At 64.0% G+C, this 26342-nt stretch carries 23 protein-coding genes; 6 read left to right on the plus strand and 17 right to left on the minus strand.

Features of this window, described 5'->3' with window-relative positions; translation table 11 throughout:
* Positions 1–15 precede the first annotated feature (15 nt).
* Positions 16–678: a polyhydroxyalkanoate synthesis repressor PhaR gene (phaR, locus tag V7P99_RS05155; protein ID WP_333793718.1), complete on the minus strand. Its 663-nt coding sequence runs from the start codon at positions 676–678 to the stop codon at positions 16–18.
* A 230-nt stretch (positions 679–908) separates the two neighbouring features.
* On the opposite strand from phaR, the gene V7P99_RS05160 reads away from it, so the two are divergent.
* The gene (locus V7P99_RS05160) at positions 909–2099 is read left to right on the plus strand and encodes an acetyl-CoA C-acetyltransferase (protein WP_333793719.1); all 1191 of its coding nucleotides are present in this window, start codon (positions 909–911) and stop codon (positions 2097–2099) included.
* A 162-nt stretch (positions 2100–2261) separates the two neighbouring features.
* Positions 2262–2990, plus strand: coding sequence for an acetoacetyl-CoA reductase (gene phbB / locus V7P99_RS05165; RefSeq protein ID WP_333793720.1), 729 nt, complete (start codon positions 2262–2264; stop codon positions 2988–2990).
* 223 nt (positions 2991–3213) lie between these two features.
* Here the strand turns inward: phbB and atpC are convergent, their stop codons facing one another.
* The 7 genes from atpC to V7P99_RS05200 form a co-directional block, all read right to left on the minus strand.
* Positions 3214–3603, minus strand: coding sequence for an ATP synthase F1 subunit epsilon (gene atpC / locus V7P99_RS05170; RefSeq protein ID WP_333793721.1), 390 nt, complete (start codon positions 3601–3603; stop codon positions 3214–3216).
* Between the two features lie 70 nt (positions 3604–3673).
* On the minus strand, positions 3674–3952 hold the full coding sequence (locus tag V7P99_RS05175) for a hypothetical protein (protein WP_333793722.1): 279 nt from the start codon (positions 3950–3952) through the stop codon (positions 3674–3676).
* Between the two features lie 94 nt (positions 3953–4046).
* Complete coding sequence (gene atpD, locus V7P99_RS05180) at positions 4047–5480, minus strand: F0F1 ATP synthase subunit beta (RefSeq protein WP_333793723.1); 1434 nt, start codon at positions 5478–5480, stop codon at positions 4047–4049.
* A gap of 21 nt (positions 5481–5501) precedes the next feature.
* A complete protein-coding gene (locus V7P99_RS05185) occupies positions 5502–5903 on the minus strand; it encodes an organic hydroperoxide resistance protein (RefSeq protein WP_333793724.1) in 402 nt (133 codons plus the stop codon).
* A 25-nt stretch (positions 5904–5928) separates the two neighbouring features.
* On the minus strand, positions 5929–6816 hold the full coding sequence (locus V7P99_RS05190) for a F0F1 ATP synthase subunit gamma (protein ID WP_333793725.1): 888 nt from the start codon (positions 6814–6816) through the stop codon (positions 5929–5931).
* 156 nt (positions 6817–6972) lie between these two features.
* On the minus strand, positions 6973–8502 hold the full coding sequence (atpA, locus tag V7P99_RS05195; RefSeq protein ID WP_333793726.1) for a F0F1 ATP synthase subunit alpha: 1530 nt from the start codon (positions 8500–8502) through the stop codon (positions 6973–6975).
* Between the two features lie 107 nt (positions 8503–8609).
* Positions 8610–9170, minus strand: coding sequence for a F0F1 ATP synthase subunit delta (locus V7P99_RS05200; RefSeq protein ID WP_333793727.1), 561 nt, complete (start codon positions 9168–9170; stop codon positions 8610–8612).
* Between the two features lie 360 nt (positions 9171–9530).
* Here V7P99_RS05200 and V7P99_RS05205 point away from each other — a divergent pair, with 360 nt between their 5' ends.
* Entirely contained in the window at positions 9531–10142 is a 612-nt protein-coding gene (locus V7P99_RS05205; protein WP_333793728.1) for a BA14K family protein, read from the plus strand.
* A 144-nt stretch (positions 10143–10286) separates the two neighbouring features.
* Here V7P99_RS05205 and V7P99_RS05210 read toward each other — a convergent pair whose 3' ends face one another.
* Positions 10287–12515, minus strand: a complete 2229-nt coding sequence (locus V7P99_RS05210) for a primosomal protein N' (protein ID WP_333793729.1) — start codon at positions 12513–12515, stop codon at positions 10287–10289.
* 136 nt (positions 12516–12651) lie between these two features.
* Between V7P99_RS05210 and fsa the strand changes: the two genes are divergently transcribed.
* Positions 12652–13305: a fructose-6-phosphate aldolase gene (fsa, locus tag V7P99_RS05215; RefSeq protein ID WP_333793730.1), complete on the plus strand. Its 654-nt coding sequence runs from the start codon at positions 12652–12654 to the stop codon at positions 13303–13305.
* Positions 13306–13647: 342 nt separating this feature from the next.
* On the opposite strand, the gene V7P99_RS05220 is transcribed toward fsa, so the two are convergent.
* Positions 13648–13926 (minus strand): HU family DNA-binding protein, encoded by a 279-nt coding sequence (locus tag V7P99_RS05220; RefSeq protein WP_333793731.1) that lies wholly within the window; start codon positions 13924–13926, stop codon positions 13648–13650.
* Between V7P99_RS05220 and V7P99_RS05225 the strand changes: the two genes are divergently transcribed.
* Positions 13913–14155 (plus strand): hypothetical protein, encoded by a 243-nt coding sequence (locus V7P99_RS05225; RefSeq protein WP_333793732.1) that lies wholly within the window; start codon positions 13913–13915, stop codon positions 14153–14155. The genes V7P99_RS05220 and V7P99_RS05225 overlap by 14 nt on opposite strands.
* Positions 14156–14616: 461 nt before the next feature.
* A complete protein-coding gene (locus V7P99_RS05230) occupies positions 14617–15579 on the plus strand; it encodes a tyrosine recombinase XerC (RefSeq protein WP_333793733.1) in 963 nt (320 codons plus the stop codon).
* Positions 15580–15707: 128 nt separating this feature from the next.
* Here V7P99_RS05230 and lpdA read toward each other — a convergent pair whose 3' ends face one another.
* The 7 genes from lpdA to zapE all read right to left on the minus strand — a co-directional run bounded on the left by lpdA (position 15708) and on the right by zapE (position 26282).
* Positions 15708–17111: a dihydrolipoyl dehydrogenase gene (gene lpdA / locus V7P99_RS05235; RefSeq protein ID WP_333793734.1), complete on the minus strand. Its 1404-nt coding sequence runs from the start codon at positions 17109–17111 to the stop codon at positions 15708–15710.
* 113 nt (positions 17112–17224) lie between these two features.
* The gene (gene odhB, locus V7P99_RS05240; RefSeq protein WP_333793735.1) at positions 17225–18577 is read right to left on the minus strand and encodes a 2-oxoglutarate dehydrogenase complex dihydrolipoyllysine-residue succinyltransferase; all 1353 of its coding nucleotides are present in this window, start codon (positions 18575–18577) and stop codon (positions 17225–17227) included.
* A gap of 63 nt (positions 18578–18640) precedes the next feature.
* Positions 18641–21580 carry a 2-oxoglutarate dehydrogenase E1 component gene (locus tag V7P99_RS05245; protein ID WP_333793736.1) on the minus strand — a complete coding sequence of 980 codons (2940 nt, stop codon included), beginning with the start codon at positions 21578–21580 and terminating at the stop codon, positions 18641–18643.
* Positions 21581–21692: 112 nt separating this feature from the next.
* Entirely contained in the window at positions 21693–22592 is a 900-nt protein-coding gene (gene sucD / locus V7P99_RS05250; protein WP_333793737.1) for a succinate--CoA ligase subunit alpha, read from the minus strand.
* 57 nt (positions 22593–22649) lie between these two features.
* On the minus strand, positions 22650–23849 hold the full coding sequence (gene sucC / locus V7P99_RS05255; RefSeq protein ID WP_333793738.1) for an ADP-forming succinate--CoA ligase subunit beta: 1200 nt from the start codon (positions 23847–23849) through the stop codon (positions 22650–22652).
* Between the two features lie 132 nt (positions 23850–23981).
* Positions 23982–24947: a malate dehydrogenase gene (gene mdh, locus V7P99_RS05260; RefSeq protein ID WP_333793739.1), complete on the minus strand. Its 966-nt coding sequence runs from the start codon at positions 24945–24947 to the stop codon at positions 23982–23984.
* Positions 24948–25169: 222 nt separating this feature from the next.
* Positions 25170–26282 carry a cell division protein ZapE gene (gene zapE, locus V7P99_RS05265; RefSeq protein ID WP_333793740.1) on the minus strand — a complete coding sequence of 371 codons (1113 nt, stop codon included), beginning with the start codon at positions 26280–26282 and terminating at the stop codon, positions 25170–25172.
* Positions 26283–26342: the final 60 nt, after the last annotated feature.

A 26342-nucleotide genomic window follows, 5' to 3' on the forward strand; every position in this document is an offset into this window, starting at 1 on the left:
GTCGCGCCGGGCTGCCTACGGCTCGCGATCTTTCGCAAGCTTCTCGATGCGTTGCTGCATGACGGACAGCTGCGCCTTGAGCTCGTCGATTTCGCCCTTGCCACTCGCGCCCTCCTGTGCCGCATCGCGAGGTGTCGCCTCTCCCGCAGGCTGTTCGCCTTTCTTGGCTTGATTGGCAGCGGCTCCGCCAAAGGAAGTCCACATCGAGATCGCCTGCTCGAACATCGCCATGTTCTTGCGCGCCTGGTCCTGATAGGCCTCGAAAGCGGCCGCAGGATTGGAGAACGCCGTGGCGAACATGGAGCGGAATTTCTCCTGCTCCTTGACGAGGTTTTCGAGGCTGAATTGCAAATAGCTCGGCACCATGGTGCCGATGTTGTCATCATAGAAGCGTATGAGCTGGCGTAGGAACGGGATGGGAAGCAGCGTCTGGCCGCCCTCGCGGCTCTCCTGCTCGACGATGATCTGCGTGAGCACGGCGTGCGTGAGATCATCGCCCGACTTGGCATCGTAGACGACGAAATCTTTGTCGTTGCGAACCATCTGGGCCAGGTCGTCCAGCGTCACATACGTGCTGGTCTCGGTATTGTAGAGACGCCGGTTGGCGTACTTCTTGACGACGACCGCCTCTTTTTTATCGGGCTTGGCGTCTGATTTGTTGAGCATCGGCTGAGCCATCAAACTAACACCTCGTTGCGCTGCGGCATCGTAGCACAGGGGGGAGAGCGGCTGCCACACCTAACTGCACCGCCACTCGGCAATGCCCGCGTACTATGAGCCAATTGCGGGTGCTGATTACCTGCTGCTATCGTAATTCGGGGGTCACCCGCGCTTGATGCATATCAAAAATGGGTGGCGCACCTCGACGCCAGAACTCGTCCCTGATCGCCCCCGAGGAGGAAGCACGCATGAGTGCTGAGAACACCACAATCGTCATCGCTGGCGCAGCCAGAACACCTGTTGGCTCGTTCAACGGATCGCTTGCGAGCCTGCCCGCGCACGAGCTCGGCAAGGTCGCCATCTCAGCCGCTCTCGAGCGCGCGAGGATCGAGCCGGGCGATGTGTCCGAAGTCATCCTCGGTCAGATCCTGACTGCGGGGCACGGCCAGAACCCGGCCCGGCAAGCCGCCATCGCCGCCGGCATTCCCGTCGATACGCCGGCATGGGGCATGAACCAGATTTGCGGATCGGGCCTGCGGGCGGTGGCGCTTGGCATGCAGCAGATCCAGACCGGCTCCGCTGCCATCGTTGTCGCCGGCGGCCAGGAGAGCATGAGCCAAGCCAAGCATGCCGCGCATCTGCGCGACGGCACGAAGATGGGCGACGTCAAGTTCGTCGACACGATGGTCAAGGACGGCTTGTGGGATGCCTTCAACAACTACCACATGGGCACGACGGCAGAGAACGTAGCCCGTCAGTGGCAGATCAGCCGCGAGGAGCAGGACGCCTTCGCCGTAGCCTCGCAGAACAAAGCGGAGGCCGCGCGCAAGGCCGGCAAGTTCAAGGACGAGATCGCCCCCGTCACCGTGAAGGGGCGCAAGGGGGACACGGTCGTCGATGCCGATGAGTACATCAAGGAGGGCGTGACGCTCGAAAGCGTCGCCAAGCTGCGGCCTGCATTCGATCCGAAGGAAGGCAGCGTCACCGCCGCCAACGCCAGCGGCATCAACGATGGCGCCGCAGCAGTCGTCCTCATGACGGGCGACGAAGCAAAGAAGCGCGGCGTCACCCCGCTTGCGCGCATCGTCTCGTGGGCGCACGCCGGCGTCGATCCGTCCATCATGGGCACCGGCCCCATTCCGGCCTCGAAGAAAGCTCTGGAGAAGGCGGGCTGGTCCATCGACGACCTGGATCTCATCGAAGCCAACGAGGCGTTCGCGGCCCAGGCTATCAGCGTCAACAAAGGGCTCGGCTGGGATACCGGCAAGGTGAACGTCAACGGCGGGGCGATTGCCATCGGCCATCCCATCGGGGCTTCGGGCGCGCGCATCCTCGTGACGCTGCTCTACGAGATGCAGCGCCGTGACGCCAAGAAGGGGCTCGCCACACTCTGCATCGGCGGCGGCATGGGCGTTGCCATGTGCGTGGCTCGCGACTGACCCCGGGCCCTTTCCGGCACCCGGCTGGAAAGGGCTTTGCGCCTCGCTGCGAAGCGGGTGGCGTATCGACACAGCATCGTTTTGGCGGCTCGAACGGCACCCGCGGCACAGCTACTCACCCTACCGAACACAATTCAGAACCCGGCTCTAGGGAGTACAATCATGACGCGCGTTGCTTTGGTCACCGGAGGCACGCGTGGCATTGGCCACGCCATATCCATCGCGCTCAAAAACAAAGGCTATCGCGTCGCCGCCAACTATGCCGGCAACGACGCCGCCGCCCAGCAGTTCCAGGCCGAGACTGGCATTCCGGTCTACAAGTGGAATGTCGGCGACTACGACGCCTGCGCCAAGGGCGTCGCCGATGTCGTCAAGGCATTGGGACCGATCGACGTCCTGGTCAACAACGCCGGCATCACCCGCGATGCGATGTTGCATAAGATGACGCCCGAGCAGTGGCGCGAGGTGATCAACGTCGACCTCGATGCCGTCTTCAACATGAGCCGCCTCGTGATCGATTCGATGCGCGGCCGCAACTTCGGCCGCATCATCAACATCTCCTCGATCAATGGCCGCAAGGGCCAGATGGGCCAGACCAACTACTCGGCCGCCAAGGCTGGCATGCACGGCTTCACCAAGGCGCTAGCCTTCGAGACGGCCTCGAAGGGCATCACCGTCAACACGATCGCACCCGGCTACATCAACACCGAGATGGTTGCCGCCGTGCCGAAAGAGGTCCTCGAGACGAAGATCATCCCGCAGATCCCAGTCGGCCGTCTCGGCACCGCCGAGGAGATCGCCCGCGCCGTCGTCTTTGTGGCGGCCGACGACGCCGGCTTCATCACCGGCGCCTGCCTGGATGTGAACGGCGGGCACTACATCGCCCTTTGAGCGAGTCGTTCTCGTGCCGATGGAAGGCCGCGACGGGCAACCCTCGCGGCCATTTTTGTCGCCAATCGCCCCATGACGAGAGTGCTTGCGGAAAGAAGCACAAAAAACAAACACTGAGAGCCGTCCCGGATGCCACTTAAAGCGGAACGGCTCGAGGCGCCCAAAACGAAAAAAGCGCCCGGTAGAGGGGCGCTTTCCGTCTCTGTCTTGATGAGCTTTCCGCCTACGCCTTGAAGCGCGAGAGCGTCTCCACGGCGTGGTTTGCGAGCAGCCGCTCGGCATCATCCTTGGCAGCCGCGAGGTCCGCCTCGGCTTGCGCCAGTTCCTCGGATAGAAGGCCGCCGGTCAGCTCCCTCACGTCGTAGGCCTTCTCGGCCAGGATCGTCACCCGCTCAGGCTCGACCTGTGCGAACGCCTGGCGCACGAACACGCTCGACTTGGCGCCGTCGAGCAGCACCTCGACCACGCCGGGGCGCAGCGTCGAGATCAACGGCGAATGTCCAGGCAGAACCGTCATGTCGCCTTCCGAGCCCGGCAGCTGCACTTGCTCCGCCTCGCCCGAAAGCAGCACCTTCTCGGGGCTGACCAGCTCGAATGTGAACGTCTGAGCCATCGGCTTCCTGTCCTCGCTCTGCTTCCGGCAGGCCGGCCAACGGGCTCAGCGCCCCCCGGCTGCCGAAGCTTTACGCCTCGTCTTCGTCTTCTTCCTCGTCGTCTCCGACCTTTGCCTTCACCTCTTCAGGTGTTTGCAGGCCCTTCCCGCAGAATGGGCAGAAGAAGACCGGGTGATCGACCATCCCGGGCTCATCGTCCTCGAGCTCGACGAGCCCGACGGACATATAGAGGATCCCATCGTCGCCGACCGTGATAAGCGGCTCGAATTCCTCGCCGCTCATCGCGTCTGCAAGCTCCGTGCAGCACGATCCGAAGCCGTTCGCCTCGTCCGTCGTTTCCATCGTCATGCGATCTCCCGCTTCTTAGCCAGATTCACAATCTCATAGTGTGATTCGAGGCAGTTCATTGAGACGGAAGACGCACCCACGGAGCGCTGCCGCCTTATGCCGCTTCGGCGAGCTTCTCCGCCTTGGCGATCGCCTCGTCGATCGAGCCCACCATGTAGAAGGCCGGCTCGGGCAGATGGTCGTAATCGCCGTTGCAAAGCCCTTTGAAGCCCTTGATCGTATCGGCAAGCGACACGAGCTTGCCCGGCGAGCCGGTGAACACCTCGGCAACCGTGAACGGCTGCGACATGAAGCGCTCGATCTTCCGCGCGCGGGCCACCGTGAGCTTATCCTCTTCCGAAAGCTCGTCCATGCCGAGAATGGCGATGATGTCCTGCAGTGCCTTGTAGCGCTGAAGGATGGACTGCACCTGGCGCGCCACCTGGTAGTGCTCCTCGCCGACAATGCGCGGATCGAGCATACGCGAGGTCGAGTCGAGCGGATCCACAGCCGGATAGATGCCCTTCTCGGCGATGGCGCGTGAGAGCACCGTCGTCGCGTCCAAGTGGGCGAACGACGTGGCCGGCGCCGGGTCGGTGAGGTCGTCGGCCGGCACGTAAATCGCCTGCACCGACGTGATCGAGCCCTTCTGCGTTGTGGTGATCCGCTCCTGCAGCGCGCCCATGTCGGTCGCGAGCGTCGGCTGGTAGCCCACTGCCGACGGGATGCGGCCCAGAAGCGCCGAGACCTCAGAGCCCGCCTGCGTGAAGCGGAAGATGTTGTCGACGAAGAACAGCACGTCCTGGCCCTGGTCGCGGAAATGCTCGGCAACCGTGAGGCCGGTCAGCGCCACGCGGGCGCGCGCGCCCGGCGGCTCGTTCATCTGGCCATAGACCAGCGCGCACTTGGAGCCAGCGGCCGAGCCGTTGTTCTCCTTCGGGTTCACGTTGACCTTGGACTCGATCATCTCGTGATAGAGATCGTTGCCCTCGCGCGTGCGCTCGCCAACGCCGGCGAACACCGAATAGCCGCCGTGGGCCTTCGCGATGTTGTTGATCAGCTCCATGATGAGCACGGTCTTGCCGACGCCGGCGCCGCCGAAGAGGCCGATCTTGCCGCCCTTGGCGTACGGCGCCAGCAAGTCCACCACCTTGATGCCCGTGACCAGGATCTCCGCTTCCGTGGACTGCTCGGCAAACGTGGGCGCCGGCTGGTGGATCCCGCGTGCCGCCTGGGTGCCGATCGGACCCGCCTCGTCCACCGGCTCACCGATCACGTTCATGATGCGGCCCAGCGTCTCCTCGCCGACCGGAACCGAGATCGGCCCACCCGTGTCGCTGACGTCCTGTCCGCGCACAAGACCCTCGGTCGAGTCCATCGCGATGGTCCGCACCGTGTTCTCGCCGAGGTGCTGCGCCACCTCGAGCACAAGGCGGTTGCCCTGGTTCGTGGTTTCGAGAGCATTGAGAATCTCCGGCAGATGCCCGTCGAATTGGACGTCGACGACGGCGCCCATCACCTGGCGAACCTTACCAACCTTGCTTGCCATTTTTCTCTCCAGCCAAAATGCTCAGGCGACTGACAGGGACACGGGAATATTCCCGCGCGTCGCCTTTGAATACGGGCACATCTGATGGGCTTCAGCGACGAGGGCCTCGAGAGCGGCCTTATCCGCGCCGGGAAGCGAAACCTTGAGATCGACGGCCAGCGAGAAGCCGTCGTCGGTGTTGAGCGTGACGTCCGCGGTCACGCGCGCGGCCTGGCCGTCGAGCCCGTGCTTTTTGGCGAGCACGAGAATCGCCTGTCCGAAGCAAGCCGAGTAACCGAGCGCGAAGAGCTGCTCCGGATTATGACCCTGGCCCGAGCCTCCGAGCTCCTTGGGCAGCGCCATGGCGAGTGCCAGGCTGCCGCCATCGAGGATTGCGCGGCCATCCCGGCCGCCCGTCGTCGTTGCTGTCGCTTTGTAGGCCATGGGTCTCTCCTCAACGCTGAAACGATTAGAGGGCCTCGGCACCGGAGATGATCTCGATCAGCTCCTTGGTGATGTTCGCCTGCCGCTGACGGTTGTACTGCACGGTGAGCTTGTTGATCATCTCACCCGCGTTCCGCGTTGCGTTGTCCATGGCGCTCATGCGTGCGCCCTGCTCGGAAGCGGCGTTCTCGAGCAGACCGCGGAAGATCTGAGTCGCGATATTGCGGGTGAGCAGATAGCCGAGGATCGTCTCCTCATCCGGCTCGTACTCGACCACCGCCCGCGCGCCGCCGTTCTCGGCCGCTGCGTCGTCACCTTCCGGCAGCTTCGCCGGAATGAGCTGCAGGGCCGTCGGCGTCTGCGCGATCACGCTCTTGAATTCGGAGAAGTAGAGCGTCGCCACGTCGAACTCGCCCGCCTCGAACATTGCGAGCACCTTGTCGGCGACCTCTTCCGCGTTCGAGAAGCCGATCCGGCGCGCGCCGCGCAGATCCAGGCGCTCGATGATATGCTGCCCGAGATCGCGCCGCAGGTTGTCCGCACCCTTGCGCCCGACGGTCAGGATCTTGACCGTCTTACCCTGGCCGAGAAGGCGCAGTGCGTCAGCGCGCGCGAGCTTGGCGATGTTCGAGTTGAAGCCGCCGCAAAGGCCGCGCTCCGCTGTCATCACGATCAGGAGATGCACCTGATCGCGTCCCGTACCCACCAGCAGCGGCGAGGCGTTCTCGCGGATCGCCCGCCCGCCGAGTGCCGACAGCACAGCGTCCATGCGCACGGCATAGGGACGAGCAGCCGTGGCTGCCTCCTGCGCGCGCCTGAGCTTCGCCGCGGCCACCATTTGCATGGCCTTGGTGATCTTGCGCGTCGCCGTCACCGACGAGATGCGGTTCTTGAGATCCTTCAAGCTCGGCATTCGAGCATCCTCAGAATTCGGCCCCAGCCCGCGCCCCGGAAGGGCGATACCGGCTGAGGAAGAGAGGCTACGGCAGGCGCCGCATTCCCTCTACCCCTGACTCTTCCCCACACCCTGCCGAAGCCAGGCTTCGCCCACGGCGAGGAGGAAAGCGCATTAAGCGACGAAGCTTTTCGCAAACGTATCGAGGAACGCGACGAGCTTCTTTTCCGTTTCATCCGAAACGGCCTTGTCCGTGGCGATGGCGGATAGAATCGACTTCTCGTCCCGCAACGCCGTAAGCAGGCTGGCTTCGAACTTCCCGACCGCCGAGACCGGCAGAGGATCGAGATAGCCGCGCGTTCCGGCGAAGATCACCGAAACCTGCTCTTCCATCTTGAGCGGCGAGAACTGCGGCTGCTTCAGAAGCTCCGTCAGACGTGCGCCGCGGGCGAGCAGCCTCTGCGTCGCCGCATCGAGGTCCGAACCGAACTGAGCGAAGGCGGCCATCTCGCGATACTGGGCGAGCTCACCCTTAATCTTGCCGGCAACCTGCTTCATCGCCTTGGTCTGCGCCGAGGAGCCCACGCGCGACACCGAGAGGCCGACGTTCACAGCCGGACGGATGCCTTGGTAGAAGAGGTCCGTCTCAAGGAAGATCTGGCCGTCGGTGATGGAGATCACGTTCGTCGGAATGTAGGCCGACACGTCGTTGGCCTGCGTCTCAATCACGGGCAGGGCCGTGAGCGAGCCATTGCCCGACGCGTCACCGAGCTTCGCAGCCCGCTCAAGCAGACGGGAGTGGAGATAGAACACGTCACCCGGATAGGCTTCGCGGCCCGGCGGACGGCGCAGCAGCAGCGACATCTGGCGATAGGCGACGGCCTGCTTCGAGAGATCGTCGTACGCGATCACGGCGTGCATGCCATTGTCGCGGAAGTATTCGCCCATGGTGCAGCCGGTGAACGGCGCGAGGTACTGCATGGGCGCCGGGTCGGAGGCCGTGGCGGCGACGACGATCGAGTACTCGAGCGCGCCGCGCTCTTCCAGCACCTTCACGAACTGGGCGACGGTGGAGCGCTTCTGGCCGACAGCCACATAGACGCAATAGAGCTTGGCGCTCTCGTCGTTGCCGGCGTTGATCGGCTTCTGGTTGAGGAAGGTATCGAGAATGATGGCGGTCTTGCCGGTCTGGCGGTCGCCGATGATGAGCTCGCGCTGACCGCGCCCGATCGGAATCAGGGCGTCCACAGCCTTGAGGCCCGTGGCCATCGGCTCGTGCACCGACTTGCGCGGCAGGATGCCCGGCGCCTTCACGTCGACGCGCATGCGCGTGTCGGACTGGATCGGGCCCTTGCCGTCGATCGGATTGCCGAGGCCGTCCACAACGCGGCCGAGAAGGCCTTTGCCAACCGGAACCTCAACGATGGCGCCGGTGCGCTTCACCGTATCGCCTTCCTTGATGGTCCGGTCGTCGCCGAACACCACGACGCCGACGTTATCGGCTTCGAGGTTCAGCGCCATGCCGCGGATGCCGCCCGGGAACTCCACCATCTCGCCGGCCTGCACATTGTCCAGACCGTAGACGCGCGCGATGCCGTCACCCACCGACAGCACCTGCCCGATCTCGGAGACTTCGGCTTCCTTACCGAAATTCTTGATCTGATCTTTCAGGATCGAGGTGATCTCTGCAGCCCGGATGTCCATCACTTGACCTCGTCTCTAGGGGCGTTTGTCTCTATATTCTGATCTCTGGAGCACACCCTGGTGCGCCCACTGTCGTTGTGTCAGGGCGCGTCAGCCCGAAGCGCCCGTCAGGCGCCTCCCTTGAGCGCCATGCTGAGATTGGCGAGCTTCGTCCGGAGCGACGAATCGACCATGCGGCTTCCGAGCTTCACGATCAGCCCGCCGATCAGCGAGGGGTCGACCTTGGTGGCAAGCTTTACCTCCTTGCCGACCGTCTCGCGGAGCGCTGCCTTGAGGGCCTCGGCTTGGGCATCTGTCAGCGCGTGCGCGCTCGCCACCTCGGCCGTCACCTCGCCGCGCGCCTTGGCCGCGAGAGCAAGAAAGGCCCGAATCATGCCGGGCGCTGCAAAAAGCCGCCGGTTGCGTGCCACAAGCGAAAAGAAATTCTTCGCGAGCTCCCCCATCGCCGCCTTGTCGAGCACGCTTGCGAGCGCACGCGCCTGCTCCTCCGCGGCGATCACGGGGCTTTTAACGAGGCGCTGAAAATCCGCGCTCATGTCGTAAAGTTGCTGGAATTTGGCAAGATCCTGCTCGATCTCCGCGACCTTGTTCTGCTCGATAGCAAGATCGAACAGGGCTGCCGCATAGCGCCCCGCCACACCGGCTACGATTGGTTCTTCTGTCGCCACGTCAGGAACTCTCGCGCGCTCAAGGGGTTGAATGGAGCCCGCGGCCGAAGCCACAGCTTGAATTGTCAGGGAGACGCGGACGAAGGCGGACGCACCGCCAGCACATGGCTGGCACGTGCGCTCCCCCGGCCGGAACCCGCGGTTCTGTATCATGTGCGTCACTGCGCATCAACCGGCCTCGAAAGGGCCGGAACGCCGCATTCCGCGGCCATTCATCACCCCGCCCCGCACGATGCGGACAAAAACCATGGAACCTGAAGCGGCATCGGTGGGATTCGAGATGTGGAGCCCCCACATGGTAGCCAAGGCTGGGTGGTCACGCGGGAAGCCGAGGAACATGAGCAAACAGGAGTATTGAGGATGAGAAGCACCAGATTGCTTGCCCTCGCTGCATTGGCCGCCCTGCCATTTACGGCAACGGCAGCAAGCGCCGCGCCGGCAAGCCCTAACACGGGTAATGCCTTGTCGCAGATCGACACCCGCGCTCCCGTGATCGACGTTCGCAGCAGGGGCGGCGGCGGAGGCGGCGGGGCTATGCGCGGCGGAGGCGGATTTCGCGGTGGCGCGATGCGCGGCGGCGGTGGCTTCCGCGGCAGCGCCATGCGTGGAGGCAGCTTCAGAGCCTATCGCGGCGGCGGTCCTCGCGTCGGCATGAGGCGCGGCGGTCCCCGCGTCGCCGGATTCCGCGGCCGCGGACCGGGCCCGGCCTACCGTGGACGCCATTGGCGCGGCGGCCATGGGCATCACTGGCGCGGCCATCGCGGGTTCTATCCGGCCTGGTACGGTGTGCCGTACTTCTATGATTACGGGCCCGATTATTACTACGACGACGTCTACTATGACGATGCGGGTTACGCTGGATACGACGACGATGCCGTTGCACGCTGCGCGGCTCGCTACAAATCCTTCGACCCCGCAAGCGGGACCTTCCTGCACGTGAGCGGCGAGCGCCGCCGCTGCCCGTATCTTTAGAGCCTAATCGTTTGTGGCGGGTGCGGGCACGCACCCGCTGAGAACATGAAACAGTCTCTCAAACAACGATCTAGAGCACGTTCGCGCCGCAAAGACGGGTTCATCAGCGAACGTGCTCTAGAGTGCTTTCGGGTTATCGACTACCTATAGGAAGTTGTAAGGATCCACATCTATGGTGAGCCGCAGGTCCCCCACGATCTTCGGCAGCGCCTCACCCCACGCCTTGAGATAGCTCTGGATGTTCCTGTCACGGGGCGCCTTGACGAGCAGCCGCCAGCGGTGCCGGCCGCGCACGACGGCGATGGGCGCCTCTGCCGGACCCAGTACTTCGATGTGCTCGTCCCGCGGCGCGCGCCTGGCCACTTCCCGCGCATAGGCCTCAGCGAGATCCCTGTCACGCGCCGACACGACCAGGGCAGCGAGCCTCCCGAAAGGAGGCAGGAGGCCCCTGCGGCGCATCTCGATCTCCCGGTCGAGAAAGCTCTCCCGATCCCCCGTAACGATGGCTTCCATCACCGGATGCTCGGGCATGTGCGTCTGAATGAAGCCGCGTCCCTTAGTGAGCGCGCGCCCCGCGCGCCCCGTCACCTGATGGAGAAGCTGAAAGGTCCGCTCGCCGGCACGCGGATCAGCACCCATCGACAGCCCGAGATCGCCATCCACGATCCCGACGGTCGCAAGCAGCGGAAAGTTGTGTCCCTTCGCGACGATCTGCGTGCCAATGATGATGTCGACCTCACCGGTCTCGATCGATCCGATGATCCGGCGCATTTCCTCGAGCCCCGGAATGAGATCCGACGAGAGAAGCGCCACGCGCGCCTCGGGAAAGCGCTCGCGAACCTCCTCCGCGACACGCTCGACGCCCGGGCCGCACGCCACCAGCGTCCCTTCCTCACTGCACTTGGGGCAGGTCTCCGGGATCGGCAGCGAGAAGCCGCAGTGATGGCAGTTGAGGCGCCGGCGAAACCGGTGTTCGACGAGCCAGGCGGTGCATTGCGGACATTCGAAACGATGCCCGCAGCTTCGGCATAGCGTCAGCGGCGCATAGCCTCGCCGATTGAGGAACAGGAGCGACTGCTGCTGCTCGGCAAGCGTTGCCGTTACCGCCTCCACCAAGACCGGAGACAGCCATTGCCCCTTCTCCGGCGGATACACCCTGAGATCGATCGGCTTGACGTCGGGCAGCTCCGCTCCGGTGAACCGCCCCGGCAGCACGACGTGCCTGTAGCGTCCGTTGCGCGCGTTGACATGGCTTTCGATGGAGGGCGTCGCCGACGCGAGCACGACCGGAAACTTGCCGAGGCTGCCGCGCACGACGCTGAGATCGCGCGCCTGGTAATGCACACGGTCGTCCTGCTTGAAGCCTGCGTCGTGCTCTTCGTCCACGACGATCATTCCGAGATCGCGATAGGGGAGGAACAGCGCCGAGCGCGCCCCCACAACGACGCGCGCCTCCCCCGTTGCCACGGCACGCCAGACCCGACCGCGCTCGGCCGGCGATAGCGCCGAATGCCATTCGGCCGGCTGGCAACCGAAGCGGGCCACGAACCGGCTCATGAACTGCCCTGTGAGCGCGATCTCGGGCAGCATGATCATCGCCTGCCGTCCGCGCTTCAGCGTCTCCGCGACGGCCTCGAAATAGACTTCCGTCTTGCCCGAGCCCGTCACACCGTCGAGAAGCGATACCGAGAAACCTCCGCCATGCACCGCGGAAATGAGGGCATGCACCGCCTCCGCCTGGGCCGGGGTGAAATCCGTATCGCGATGTGCTGGATCGGGCTCCGGAAACCGCCGCTCGGGAATGACCACATCCACGAGACAGCCCGCTGCGACGAGCCCGTCCACCACGCCCGTGCTGCACGCCGCCTCGGCCGCAAGCGCCGATTTGGCTCGGATCCGCCCATCCTGCGCGATATCGAGCGCCCGCCGTCGCGCCGGGGTCATGCGCGCAGGCTCCGGCGCGCCCGCAACGGCACGGACCCCGAAGCGCGGCTTTGCCGGCTCGAATGCCGCCTGGGCGCTCATCATCATGCGCACCACCATGCCGAGCGGCGCCAGCGTGTAGCCGGCGATCCATTCGGCAAACCTCAGCCCTTCGAGCGGCAGCGCGGGCACATCGAGGCGCTCCGCCAGCGCCTTCATCTTCTTTGGATCGACGGGCCGCGCCCCGGCCCCGATTGGCTCGTCCCAGACGACGCCGATGCGTGTCTGCGCACCGAATGGCACCAGGACGAACGCCCCCGGCTCGATGGCAACCGTGGGCGGCACCAGATAGTCGTAGGTCTGGCTGAGCGGGGCACCCGGCATCAGCACCGGCGCGACCGCTCGCGTGGCGCTTTCACCCTTTTCATTAAGGCCAAGAAGGCTATCCAAGTGGGCCGTTACCGGATTAGAAGCTACCAATCACACGCGAGTGTCAGCATAGACATGAGGATAGGGCGAGCTGACGGCCGCCGTGTGATCCCCTATGCATGAGGCTCCCATCTGCGGGGAGCGCGAAGGACCGAGAATGAAGTTTTTTGTCGATACTGCCGATATCAACGAAATCAAGGAGCTGGCGGCAACCGGGCTCCTCGATGGCGTCACCACCAACCCCTCGCTGATTGCAAAATCCGGCCGGGAGTTCAAGGAGACGATCGCCGAGATCTGCGCCGTCGTGTCCGGCCCCGTGTCGGCCGAGGTGGCCGCAACCGACTACGACGGCATGATGCGGGAAGCCGGCGTGCTGCGGAAGATCGCCCGCAACGTGGCGATTAAGGTGCCCCTGACCCTCGATGGCCTCAAGGCGTGCAAGGCGCTCTCCTCAGACGGCGCCATGGTCAACGTCACACTCTGCTTCTCGGCCAACCAAGCTCTGCTGGCGGCGAAGGCCGGTGCCACGTTCGTCTCGCCATTCATCGGCCGCCTCGACGACATCGGCTTGAACGGGATGGACCTCATCCGAGAGATCCGCACCATCTACGATAACTACCAGGACCTCGAAACCGACATCCTTGCCGCCTCGATCCGCACCGTGAACCACGTCAAGGATGCGGCGCTGATCGGTGCCGACGTCGCCACGATCCCGCCCGCGATCCTGAAAGCGCTGGTCAAGCACCCGCTGACGGACACCGGCCTCGCCCAATTCGTCGCCGACTGGAAGAAAACCGGCCAGACGATCTGAGGGCATCGAGCTGGGCGGACCTCTTAGAGTGCTTCCGAAAAAGTGGAACCGGTCATGGCGAAGCCGTGCAAGCAAGGTGTCCGACAAGAAGCACGAAGAAATAAAAACTTAGAGCCGTTTCCCGTTTCCACATAAACCGAAACGGCCCTAAGCCCCGCACAGGGGCTGACGAAGCCAGTCCTGTTTAGAAAAACGTAAGCTGCTGCTGCGGCGCACGCATACGACAAAAGAAGGCGAGCGGCCCGGGCTGGCCCTCTCGCCTTTTCATCCGCACCGGACGAATGCGCGGCCAAGATCGCTTCGGACACTCGCCCGAAGCCGGATCCTCGGCGCACTGAAACTTTAGATCTGCTCTTTGAGATCCTTGGCTGCGCGGAAGGCCACCTTCTTGCTCGCCTTGATCTTGATCGCCTCGCCCGTCGCCGGGTTGCGGCCCATGCGCGCCGGACGCTTGCGAACCTGCAGGATGCCGAGACCGCCAATGCGAATGCGATCACCCTTCTTGAGGTGCTTCGCGATCATCGACACCATGTCCTCGAGCACGGCGTTGGCCTGCTTCTTCGAAAGATCATGCGCTTCCGAAAGAGCCGTACCGAGATGGCGCAGCGTGACGGTATTCACGGCTGCTGCCGACTTTGCTGCCGCAGCGGTTTTTGTCGCGGCGGCTTTTGTTGCAGTGGCGGTCTTTGCCGCTGCGGCGGGCTTCGCTGCTTTCGTAGCTTTCGTGGCCTTCGCAGCTTTCGTGGCTTTGGCTGCCTTCGGAGCAGCTTTGGTTACGGTCTTAGCCATGTGTATTTCCCCAGAGAAAGAATCAGAATCAATGACCGCGAAAACATACAATAGCGAGTGAAGTTTCGCGGCTACGGAACCAGAAAGGCTATGTTTTTTCGACTCGCATAGGAGTTTAAGTCACGCTTGCACCCGCAACGGAGCGTCATTCCTGCGATAGCGCCTGCGGTGAGTGCGCCGCACGCGCCTGGCAACGGCCATCAGGTTGCATAGCGCCGCCTGCTTGCCCTCGCAATCAGTCGAACGCTGAGAATGCTGGTTTGTACGCATGAATCCGGGCTTAAAGCGCTGCGGCCGAGCTCCGGAACAACGAAAAGCACCGTCTTTACGCGCTTTTTGAGCCTCACATCGAGCCGCTTCGATAGAACGTAAAGTGTCGCAGCACGCCAACCATGGGCGCGCAAATCATCTACGATAGAGGAATGTGGCCGTTCCCTCGCATTACGCTTCATCCGGACAAACAAAGGGCGGGCGTTCGTTTGCAACGTAAAACGGGCCTTCGACGCAGCACGGATTGTTCCCATGACTAAGGACGCGATCGCACGTTTGCTCAACGCCGAGGGTGAGCTGCCGCTTGCGGATGATCTCGTTCGCGCCGCCGCGGCTTGGTTCGATTACCTCACACACGAGCGCGCAGCTTCGCCCGCTAGTGTCGCGTCCTACGAGCGCGATCTCCGTCAGTTCCTGGAATTTCTCGCGCGCGATCTCGGCCATCCGCCATGCCTGGCCGATCTCGCCCGCATCGATGTGAAGGTTGTCCGCCGCTTTCTGGCGGCGCGGCGCCGAAAGAGAATCGCAAGCCGCTCGCTCGCGCGCACCGTCTCCGCGCTCCGCACGTTCTACCGCTGGCTCGAAGCGACGGGAAAGGTTTCAAACCGCGCACTGACGCAAGTCGCGATGCCACGCCTGCCGCACACAGTGCCGAAGCCGCTGACAGTGGACAAGGCGGCCGCCCTCGTCAGCGACGAGGCTCAGGCGGATGACTGGATCGACGCCCGCGACGTCGCCGTGATGCTGCTGCTTTATGGTGCCGGCCTGCGCATCTCGGAAGCGCTGAGCCTCCTGCGTCGCGACGCACCGATCCCGGGCCGCGACGTTCTTCGCATCGTGGGCAAAGGCGGCAAGGAGCGTCTGGTTCCAGTGCTGCCGGTAACCCAGCGCGCCGTGGAACGCTATCTCGCCCACTGCCCTTATCCGCTTACACCCGAGACACCGTTGTTCGTAGGCGCCAAGGGCGGTCCGCTTTCCCCTCGCATCATTCAGCTCAGGATCGCGCGCATGCGCGATGAGCTGTCGCTGCCGGAAACCGCGACGCCGCACGCGCTACGCCACTCGTTTGCGACACATCTCCTGGCCGCGGGCGCAGATCTTCGCCAGATTCAGGAGCTTCTCGGGCATGCGTCCCTCTCGACGACGCAGGTCTATACCGAGGTCGACCGCGAGCGCATCCTCGCCGTCTACGACAAAGCGCATCCTCGCGCCTGATCGGATCCTTCGCGCATCGCGCATGCGATTGACGGCGCTGACAACGCAAAACGCCTGAGGCTCTCCCGCAATTAAGATAAAGCGGAAGCGCCTCAGGCGATGTTATAGGCTCACGCCGGCCAGCCCGCTTACATGTGGAGCGCGCGCTTGGCGACGGAGAGCGCCGCCTCCTTCACCGTCTCAGACAGTGTCGGATGAGCGTGACACGTGCGTGCCAAGTCCTCGGCCGAGCCGCCGAACTCCATGATCACCACGGCTTCGGCAATCAGCTCGCTCGCGTTCGCGCCGATGATGTGCACGCCAAGGATACGGTCCGTCTCCTTGTGCGCCAGCACCTTGACGAAGCCGTCGGTGGTCTTGTTGACCTTGGCGCGGCCGTTGGCCAGGAACGGGAATTTGCCGATGTTGTAGGGAATTTCGGCGGCCTTCAGCTCCTCTTCCGTCTTGCCAACGGAAGCAACCTCGGGCGCCGTGTAGATCACGCTCGGGATCAGGTCCGGATTCACGTGCCCGGTCTGCCCGGCCAGGATCTCCGCCACCGCGACGCCCTCATCCTCGGCCTTGTGCGCGAGCATCGGCCCAGGAATGACATCACCGATGGCATAGATGCCGGTGACGTTGGTCTCAAACTGCCCGTTGACGAGGATCCGGCCCTTGCCGTCGCGTACGACACCCACCTCGTCGAGGCCGAGCCCGTCCGTATACGGCACGCGCCCGATGGACACCAGAACCGCATCGGTCGTGACGCGCTCCTGCTCACCGCCCTCCGCCGGCTCGAGGGTCACCTCGAGAGCGCCGTCCTTGCGCTCGACGCCAACCACCTTCGTTGCGAGACGGAAGGAGAAGCCCTGCTTGGTGTAGATGCGCTGCAGCGACTTCGCCACGTCGCCATCCATGCCGGGCAGGATGCGGTCGAGATACTCCACCACCGTCACGGAGGAGCCGAGCCGGCGCCAGACGGACCCGAGCTCGAGCCCGATCACGCCCGCACCGACGACGAGCAGCCGCTCCGGCGCCTTTTCGAACGACAGCGCCCCCGTCGAGGATACGACGTCACGCTCGTTGATCTCGACGCCCGGAAGATTGGCGACGTCCGAGCCGGTAGCGATGACGATCGCACGCGCCTCCACGACCTGCCGCGCGCCATCCTCTCCCGTCACCTCGACCTGTCCGGCCTTGAGGATGCGGCCGGTGCCGTGGAACGTAGCAATCTTGTTCTTCTTCATGAGGAACGCGACGCCGTCGACGTTCCCTTTCACGCCGTCGTCCTTGAACTGCAGCATGCGTCCGAGATCGAGCTCCGGCGCCACCTTGATCCCGAGCTTCTCGAAATCGCGTCCGGCCTCTTCATAAAGCTGGGAGGCATGCAGCAGCGCCTTGGACGGAATGCATCCGACGTTGAGGCAGGTGCCACCGAACGTTGCCCGCTTCTCGACGAGTGCGGTCTTGAGACCGAGCTGGGAAGCGCGGATCGCGCACACATAGCCACCCGGGCCGCTTCCTATCACGATGAGATCGTACGAATCCGCCATCTGCTTCCTTCCACAAAAAAGCCCATGTCCTCCCACGGCCCGTGGGGGGACGCAAATTCTGCCGGAGTGGAGTAACCCAGCCCTTCAAGACATTGAAGGGGGAAATCGCACCCTTATAGCTCTAGGATGAATCGCTGCGGATCCTCGAGGCACTCCTTCACGCGCACGAGGAACGTCACCGCTTCCTTCCCGTCAACTAAGCGGTGATCGTAAGAGAGAGCCAGATACATCATGGGCCGTGCGACGATCTCGCCATTTTTAACCACGGGCCGCTCCTCGATCCGGTGCATGCCGAGGATGCCGGACTGCGGCGCGTTGATGATTGGCGTAGAGAGCATCGAACCATAGACACCCCCATTCGAGATCGTAAAAGTGCCGCCCTGCAGCTCGGCAATGGAAAGCTTCCCGTCACGCGCGCGCTTGCCGAAGTCGGCGATCTGGGCCTCGATTTCGGCGATCGACATACGGTCCGCCTCGCGGATCACCGGCACCACGAGCCCGCGGTCCGTCCCGACCGCAACGCCGATATGGTAATAGTTTTTGAATATGATCTCGTCGCCGTCGATCTCGGCGTTGACGGCCGGGATCTCGCGCAGGGCCTGGATGCAAGCCTTGACGAAGAATCCCATGAAGCCGAGCTTCACGCCGTGCCGGCGCTCGAACAGCTCCTTGTACTGCGCCCGAAGCGCGATCACCGCCGACATATCGACATCGTTGAACGTCGTCAGCATCGCCGCCGTATTCTGCGCCTCCTTGAGACGCAGCGCGATGGTCTGCCGCAGGCGCGTCATGCGCACGCGTTCCTCGCCGCCGGCTTCGCCCAGTCCGACCGGCGTGCGCGGTTCGGATGGAACTTCCCGTGTGCGCTGCGCGACAGCAATCTGGGCCGGCGCAGCAGACGGTTCAGGTGTCGGCCTCTCGCGCCCCGGCTCGGGCTCGATCGTTTGCGGCGATGACGCCGCCTTCGTAATGGCGGCCACGACGTCCTCCTTGAGCACTTGCCCATGCCGGCCGGTTCCCGTCACCTCGTCGGCACCGAACCCCGCATCTGCGAGGCGTTTTCGCGCCGCGGGACTAGGAGGCACGCCTTGCTCAGCCGCGGCCGGCTCGGTGGAACGAGGCTCAGGGGCGGGAGGCTCTGGTGCTCGCGCCGGAGCGCGCTTGCCTCCACTTGCGGATGTTCGCGCCGGGCTCTCTGCTTTTTTTGCGGCAGGCTTCGCGCGCGCATCGCCCTCCGCCAGCGCGCCAAGCACGGCGCCGATCGCAACCGTGGCACCCTGATCGGCCAGGATTTCGGAAAGCCGCCCGGCCGAGGGTGCCGGCACCTCGACAGTAACCTTGTCCGTTTCGAGCTCCACCAGAGGCTCGTCGGCCTTCACCGCATCGCCGGGCCGCTTCAGCCATTTGCCGACGGTGGCCTCAGTCACCGATTCCCCAAGTGTCGGCACGCGGATCTCAATCGTCATCTTCGTCCTGCCTTTTGCTCGCCTGCAGCCGTCACATCGATCCCGTCGCCATGACACGCTCCCTCATCCGCTCAGCGCGTCGGCCACGAGGGCCTTCTGCTCGTGGATGTGCTTGCTCATGAGCCCCGTCGCCGTGGAAGCGGAGGCCGAGCGGCCCGCATAGCGCACCCGCCGGCCGGCCGGCTCGGCGCGATCCAGCACCCAGTTGATGTTCGGCTCGATGTACGTCCAGGCGCCCATGTTCCTCGGCTCTTCCTGACACCAGACAACGTCGGCGTTCGGAAAGCGCCCGAGTTCATGAAGGAGAGCCCGCGCCGGAAACGGATAGAGCTGTTCGAGCCGCAGGATATAGGTGTCATGCCGCTCTTCCGCATCACGCGCCTCGGCGAGGTCGTAGTAGACCTTGCCCGAGCACAGCACGACGCGTTTGATCTCGGCGTCTGTTTTGCGCTGATCGTCCCAGAGGATGCGATGGAATCCCGTCCCCGGTCCCATCTCATCGAGGCGCGAGACAACGCGCTTGTGCCTGAGAAGCGATTTCGGCGTCATCAGGATCAGCGGCTTGCGGAACTGGCGATGAAGCTGGCGCCGCAGGATATGAAAATAGTTCGCCGGCGTCGTGCAGTTGGCGACCTGCCAGTTGTCCTCCGCCGAAAGCTGGAGGAAGCGCTCGAGCCGCGCCGAGGAATGCTCGGGACCTTGCCCCTCGTAGCCGTGCGGCAGGAGGCAGACGAGGCCCGACATACGCAGCCACTTGCGCTCGCCCGACGAGATGAACTGGTCGAACACGACCTGCGCGCCGTTGGCAAAGTCGCCGAACTGCGCTTCCCAAGCGACGAGAGCGTTCGGCTCGGCCAGCGAATAGCCATACTCGAACCCGAGCACCGCCTCCTCCGAAAGCATCGAGTTGATGACCTCAAAGCGGGCCTGATCGGGCGAGATATATCTCAGCGGCGTGTAGCGGCGCTCCGTTTCCTGGTCGATCAGCACCGCATGGCGCTGCGAGAAGGTGCCGCGCTCACAATCCTGGCCGGAGAGGCGCACCGGAAAGCCCTCGCTGACGAGCGTGCCGAAGGCGAGGTGCTCGGCCATCGCCCAGTCGATACCCTCGCCCTTGGCGATCATCTCGCGGCGGCGCTCGAGCAGGCGCAGGATCGTCTTGTGCGCCTTGAAGTCGGAAGGGATCACCGTCAGGCGCCGCCCTACCTCACGCAACATCGCGATCGGGGCGCCCGTATTGGCGCGCCACTCGTCATCACCTGCGAGACCGAGCTTGCTCCAACGCCCGTCGAGCCAATCGGCCTTGTTGGGCTTATAGGATTCGGCGGCGATCAACTCCGCGTCGAGGAACGAGCGGAACTCGCCCTTCATGGCTTCGACGTCGTCGGGCGTGACGACGCCTTCCTCCACAAGCTGGTCCGAGTAGATCTGCACCACCGTCGGATGCTTGCGGATCCGGTTGTACATGATCGGCTGCGTGAATGCCGGCTCGTCCGCCTCGTTGTGGCCGAAACGGCGATAGCAGAACATGTCGATGACCACCGGCTTCTGGAACTTCTGCCGGAACTCGGTCGCGATCTTGGCCACGTGCACGACAGCTTCGGGATCGTCCCCGTTGACGTGAAAGATCGGCGCCTCGATCACCCGCGCCACATCCGAGCAATAGGGCGACGAGCGCGAATGGCGCGGATCGGTGGTGAAGCCGATCTGGTTGTTGATGATGAAGTGGACGGCACCGCCCGTGCGATGCCCTTTGAGCCCCGATAGCCCGAAGCACTCAGCAACGACACCCTGCCCCGCGAACGCCGCGTCGCCGTGCAGGAGCAGCGGCATCACCACCGTGCGGTCATCCACCTCGCATCCATGCTGGTCCTGCTTGGCGCGCGCCTTTCCGAGCACCACGGGATCGACGATCTCGAGATGCGAGGGATTGGCCGTGAGCGACAGGTGCACGTTGTTGTCGTCGAACTGCCGGTCGGACGAGGCGCCGAGGTGATACTTGACGTCTCCGGAGCCCTCGACGTCATCGGGCTTCCACGATCCGCCCTTGAACTCGTTGAAGATCGCCCGGAACGGCTTCCCCATAACGTTCGAGAGCACGTTGAGGCGCCCGCGGTGCGCCATGCCAATGACGATCTCTTTGACGCCGAGCTGCCCGCCCCGCTTGATGATCTGCTCGAGCGCCGGGATCATGGCCTCGCCGCCATCGAGCCCGAAGCGCTTGGTGCCCGTATATTTGAGATCGGCGAAACGCTCGAACGCCTCCGCCTCGATGAGCTTCTTGAGAATGGCCTTCTTGCCCATCTCGGTGAAGCGGATGTCCTTCTCCTCGCCTTCGATGCGATGCTGGATCCAGGACTTCTGCTCAGGCGACGTGATGTGCATGAACTGGTAGCCGATCTTGCGGCAGTACGTCCGTCGCAGGATCCGCAGCACCTGCCGGATCGTCGCCGTGTCGAGCCCGAGGTAGCGGTCGAGAAAGATGGGCCGGTCGAAATCCGCGTCCGTGAAGCCATAGGTTTCGGGCCGAAGCTCGCGGTGCATCGCGCGCTCGCTGAGCGCTAGGGGGTCGAGATCCGCTGCCAGATGCCCCATGACGCGATAGGCGCGGATCAGCATGATTGCCCGCACGCTGTCCTGGATCGCCCGCAGCGATACGGCAGGCGAAAGCTCGATACCCCCGCGATGGGCCTTGGCGTTCAGCCGGTCTCGCAGCCCGTGCTCGACCTCGTCGTAATCTCCTGTGAGGGCGGCAACAAGTTCGTTCGGCGCGCCCTGAAGCGCGGAAAGCGGCAACGCCCAGGAGGGCTCGGGAGCGCCCGCCTCTCGGTCCGAAGCATTGCCGCTACCATCGCGCAGGCTTTCGAAAAAAAGCCGCCACTCGTCGCTAACGGATCCCGGATTCTGCGTGTATTGGCTTTGCAGCTCTTCGATGTAGGGCGCGTTGACGCCGTACAGGAAAGACGTCCTGAGAAGCTGCTCGTTGCGAGCCTGCCGCGACATATGAAACCCCGCCTTAGCTGCCGGCGACGGTTGCCGGCGATGAGGTGACCCTCGCCCGCGAATTGGGCGATTTTCCCGCGCTGTCGACGACGCTTATATATAAGGAGTGTTCCTAGCCCTTTAACACTTTCGTCAGGGTGGTTCCGAGCGACGCCGGACTATCGGCGATGGCAATGCCCGCCCGCCGCATGGCTTCCACTTTATCCTCTGCGCGACCCTGGCCACCCGAGATGATGGCGCCCGCGTGTCCCATGCGCCGTCCGGGAGGCGCCGTCATGCCCGCGATGAAACCGGCCATCGGCTTCTTGCGTCCCTTCTTGGCCTCGCCAATCAGAAACGCGGCGGCCTCTTCCTCCGCCGATCCGCCGATCTCTCCGATCATAATGATCGAATGGGTATCGGGGTCTGCCAGGAACAGCTCCAGCACGTCGATGAACTCGGTGCCCTTGACCGGGTCGCCACCGATACCGACCGCGGTCGACTGTCCGAGCCCGGCGTCCGTCGTCTGCTTCACCGCTTCGTAAGTGAGCGTGCCTGAGCGCGACACGATGCCGACCGTGCCCTTCTTGAAGATGCTGCCCGGCATGATGCCGATCTTGCACGCTTTCGGCGTCAGCAGGCCGGGGCAGTTGGGACCGATTAGCCGCGACTTGGACCCGGAAAGCGCCCGCTTCACCCTGACCATGTCAAGAACCGGGATACCCTCGGTAATGCATACGATGAGCGGGATCTCGGCATCGATCGCCTCGAGAATGGCATCGGCCGCGAACGCGGGCGGCACGTAGATGGCGGTCGCAGTGGCGCCCGTCTTGGCCTTGGCCTCGCCCACGGTGTTGAAGAGCGGCAGGTCCGCAAGCTCGGGATCGGCCGGCCTGGTGCCGCCCTTGCCCGGTGTGACGCCCCCCACGACCTTGGTGCCGTAGCTCCGTGCCTGCTTGGTATGAAATGTCCCCTGGCTGCCTGTCAGGCCCTGGCAGATGGTGACGGTGGAAGCATCGACGAGAATGGCCATATCGTCTCTCTTATCCCGGCAGTTCGAACGATAGCGGAAGCGCTCGTTGCGGGGCGCCTAGGCGGCGGCCCTGATAGCGGTTGTGATCTTCGAGGCAGCGTCCGCGAGGTCGTCCGCCGGCACGATCTTGAGACCGCTCTTGGCCAGGATCTCCTTCCCGACATCGACGTTCGTGCCTTCGAGGCGCACGACGAGCGGCACGGTGATCGCCATCTCGCGGGCGGCGGCGATGATGCCTTCCGCGATGATGTCGCACCGCATGATGCCACCGAAGATGTTGACCAGGATGCCCCGCACGGACGGATCCGAAAGGATGATTTTGAAAGCCGCCTCTACCTTTTCCTTCGAGGCGCCCCCGCCCACGTCGAGGAAGTTGGCCGGCTCGGCCCCGTAGAGCTTGATGATGTCCATGGTCGCCATGGCGAGACCCGCCCCGTTGACCATGCAGCCGATCGTTCCGTCCAGCTTGACGTAGGACAGCTCGTGCTTGGCGGCCTCGATCTCCATCGGATCTTCCTCGGTCTCGTCACGGAGCGCGAGAATGTCGGGATGGCGGAAGAGGGCATTGCCGTCGAAGCTCACCTTGGCGTCAAGGCAGACGAGCTGTCCCTCCGCAGTGACGACGAGCGGGTTGATCTCAAGCAGGCTCACATCTTTTTCGTTGAGGAAGCGATAGAGCCCGGCGACAAGCTTGGCGCAGGCCTTGATCTCGTCGCCCTTGAGGCCGAGCGCGTAGGCGATCTTGCGAGCGTGAAAGGGCTGCAGCCCCGTCGCCGGATCGACGGATAGCGTCAGGATTTTTTCCGGCGTTTCGTGGGCAACTTTCTCAATATCCATGCCCCCTTCGGTGGAGGCGATAAAGGCGACACGCGAGCTGGCTCTGTCGACGAGCGCCGAGAGATAGAGCTCTCGCGCGATGTTCACCGATTCCTGGATGTAGAGGCGTTGGACGGTCCGCCCGGTCGGGCCGGTCTGTACGGTGACGAGCGTGCGCCCGAGCATCTCGTCGGCGAGCTTCCGGACCACTGCTGGCGTCTTTGCAAACCGCACGCCGCCCTTGTCGCCGGCCTCCGGCTCCTTGAAGCGCCCCTTGCCGCGCCCGCCGGCGTGGATCTGCGCTTTGACGACGATGGTCGGCGTCGCGAGCCGCTTCGCCGCGGCTTCGGCCTCGTCCGGCGTGAAGGCGGCAAAGCCCTTGCCGACGTCAACACCGTACGTGGCAAGAAGCTCCTTAGCCTGATGCTCATGAATATTCATGGTAGCGCGTAATCCCCTCCCGGCTAAAAGCAAATTGGGGACGCGTCAGGAAGGGCGCACGGCCAGGGGGCGGCCGCACTTGCAGAAAGGAACCCGTCCGTACCCCGCGTCGGCTCGTGCAGCGGGGCGCCGTCAGGCGCCGAGCTGCGGGTTGATCTTTGTACAGGCATCGACCAGACCCTTTACGGATTCGATCGACTTCATGAGCATCGAGCGCTCCTGAGAGTTGAGGTCGATTTCGACCACACGCTCGACACCGCCCTCGCCGATGATCACCGGCACGCCCACATAAAGGCCCTTAACACCGTACTCGCCGTTGAGGTACGCGGCGCATGGCAGCACACGCTTCTTATCCTTGAGGAAGCTCTCCGCCATGGCGATGGCGGAGGCGGCAGGCGCATAGTAGGCGGAGCCCGTTTTGAGCAGGCCGACGATCTCGCCGCCGCCCTTGCGCGTGCGGTCAACGATCTGGTCCAGCCGTTCCTGGCGGATCCAGCCCATCTTGACGAGATCGGGCAGCGGGATGCCGCCGACCGACGAATAGCGGACGAGCGGCACCATATCGTCGCCATGCCCGCCGAGCACGAACGCCGAGACGTCCTCGACCGAGACGCGAAACTCCTCAGCCAGGAAGTGCCGGAACCGCGCCGTATCCAGGACACCGGCCATGCCGACCACCATGTTGCGCGGCAGGCCCGAGGCCTTCTGCAGTGCCCAGACCATGGCGTCGAGCGGGTTGGTGACGCAGATCACGAAGGCGTTGGGCGCATATTTGCGGATGCCCGCCCCCACCTGCTCCATGACCTTGATGTTGATGCCGATGAGATCGTCGCGGCTCATGCCCGGCTTACGCGGCACGCCGGCCGTCACGATACAGACACTCGCACCTTCGATATCGGCATAGGCATTGGTGCCCTTGAGCACCGCATCGAAGCCCTCCACGGCACCGGACTGAGCGATATCGAGCGCCTTGCCCTGCGGCAGCCCCTCGGCGATATCGAAAATGACGACGTCACCCAGCTCCTTGAGGCCGATGAGGTGGGCGAGCGTGCCGCCGATCATACCGCCGCCGATCAATGCGATCTTCGTGCGCGCCATGAAACCGTTCTCCCTGGAGGCTGCGGCCCGAATGAGCCTTGCATCGTTGAGGTGAGTTTATTGCACCTATGGCTCCAGGGCCGGCCCACCTCCGGCACGAGGAAACTCCGGCTTTCGTAAAGCCAAACGGATAGGCGCTCAAGTGCGCGGGATGGCTGCGGCGCCCCTCTGCAACCAAAGCAGCCATCCGATTGCCCGGCGGCACCCGGACAGCGCATGCGCTCACTCCTGCGCCAGAGGCTGCCCGCTGGCCTCGAGATACGCCTCGCTCCGCATTTCCATCAGGCGTGAGACCGTCCGCGCGAAGACGGCAGCGCCGTCTCCCTTGGGATAAAGCCCATCCGGCTCCGCCTCGGCCGAAGCGATGAGGCAGTTCCGGTTGTCATAGAGCGTATCTATGAGATGGACGAACCGCAGCGCCTCATTGCGCTGGTCCGGCCTCAGCACCGGGATACCTTCGAGCACGATGGTATGGAATGCGCGCGCGATGTGCATGTAATCGGGCGCGCCCAGCGGCTTTCCGCAAAGATCGTCGAAGGTGAAGCGCGCCACGCCCGTGGACGCCAGCGGCACCGGCACCTGCCGTCCCTTGACCTCGAGCACAGCCGGTGCGCCGGGATTATGCCCGGTGAGCCGCCGCCAATGCGCCTCGATCTCCGCCGCCGCATGGGCATCACAGGGGCTGAAATAGATTTGCCGGCCCGTAAGCTTGTCGAACCGGAAATCCTTGGCCGCATTCAGCTCCACGGCGTCCATATGGCTCTCGATCAGATCGATGAACGGCAGGAAGAGCTCGCGATTGAGTCCGTTCCAATAGAGCCGGCCAGGCGGCACGTTGGAGGTGGCCACTATCACCATGCCGCGTGCAAAAAGCGACTTGAATAGTCGCGAGAGGATCATCGCATCCGCGATATCGGTGATTTGCAGCTCGTCGAGGCAGAGAAGCCCCGTCGCCGCCGCGATCTCGGTCGCAACGAACGGGATCGGATCGCCGTCAGTGGTGGCGCGCCCCCGCTGGATCCGCTCATGCACGTTGGCCATGAACTCGTGAAAATGGACCCGCCTTTTGGGCGCGAAGTGAACGTCTTCGTAAAAGAGGTCCATCAGCATCGTCTTGCCGCGCCCCACGGCGCCATGGATGTAGACGCCGTGCGGTGGCGCGTGCCGCGGCTTGAAAAAACCAGGAAGGAACCCGTTGCGCCTGCCCCCGCTCCATTCTGCAAGCTCGTGCTCCAGACGGACGAGGCGCAGAACCGCGGAATACTGGGCCGGATCCGGCTCGATCTTCCCGAGCGCGACCTGCCGCTCGTACCGATCCAGCATCGATCCTGTCATGCGTGCCACCCGAGCGCTTCCGGAAAAGTGGGAGCCGGTTTTCGACACAACGCACGATCA

Origin of the sequence: Hyphomicrobium sp. (assembly GCF_036780825.1) — a bacterium.
Taxonomy (GTDB): domain Bacteria; phylum Pseudomonadota; class Alphaproteobacteria; order Rhizobiales; family Hyphomicrobiaceae; genus Hyphomicrobium_C.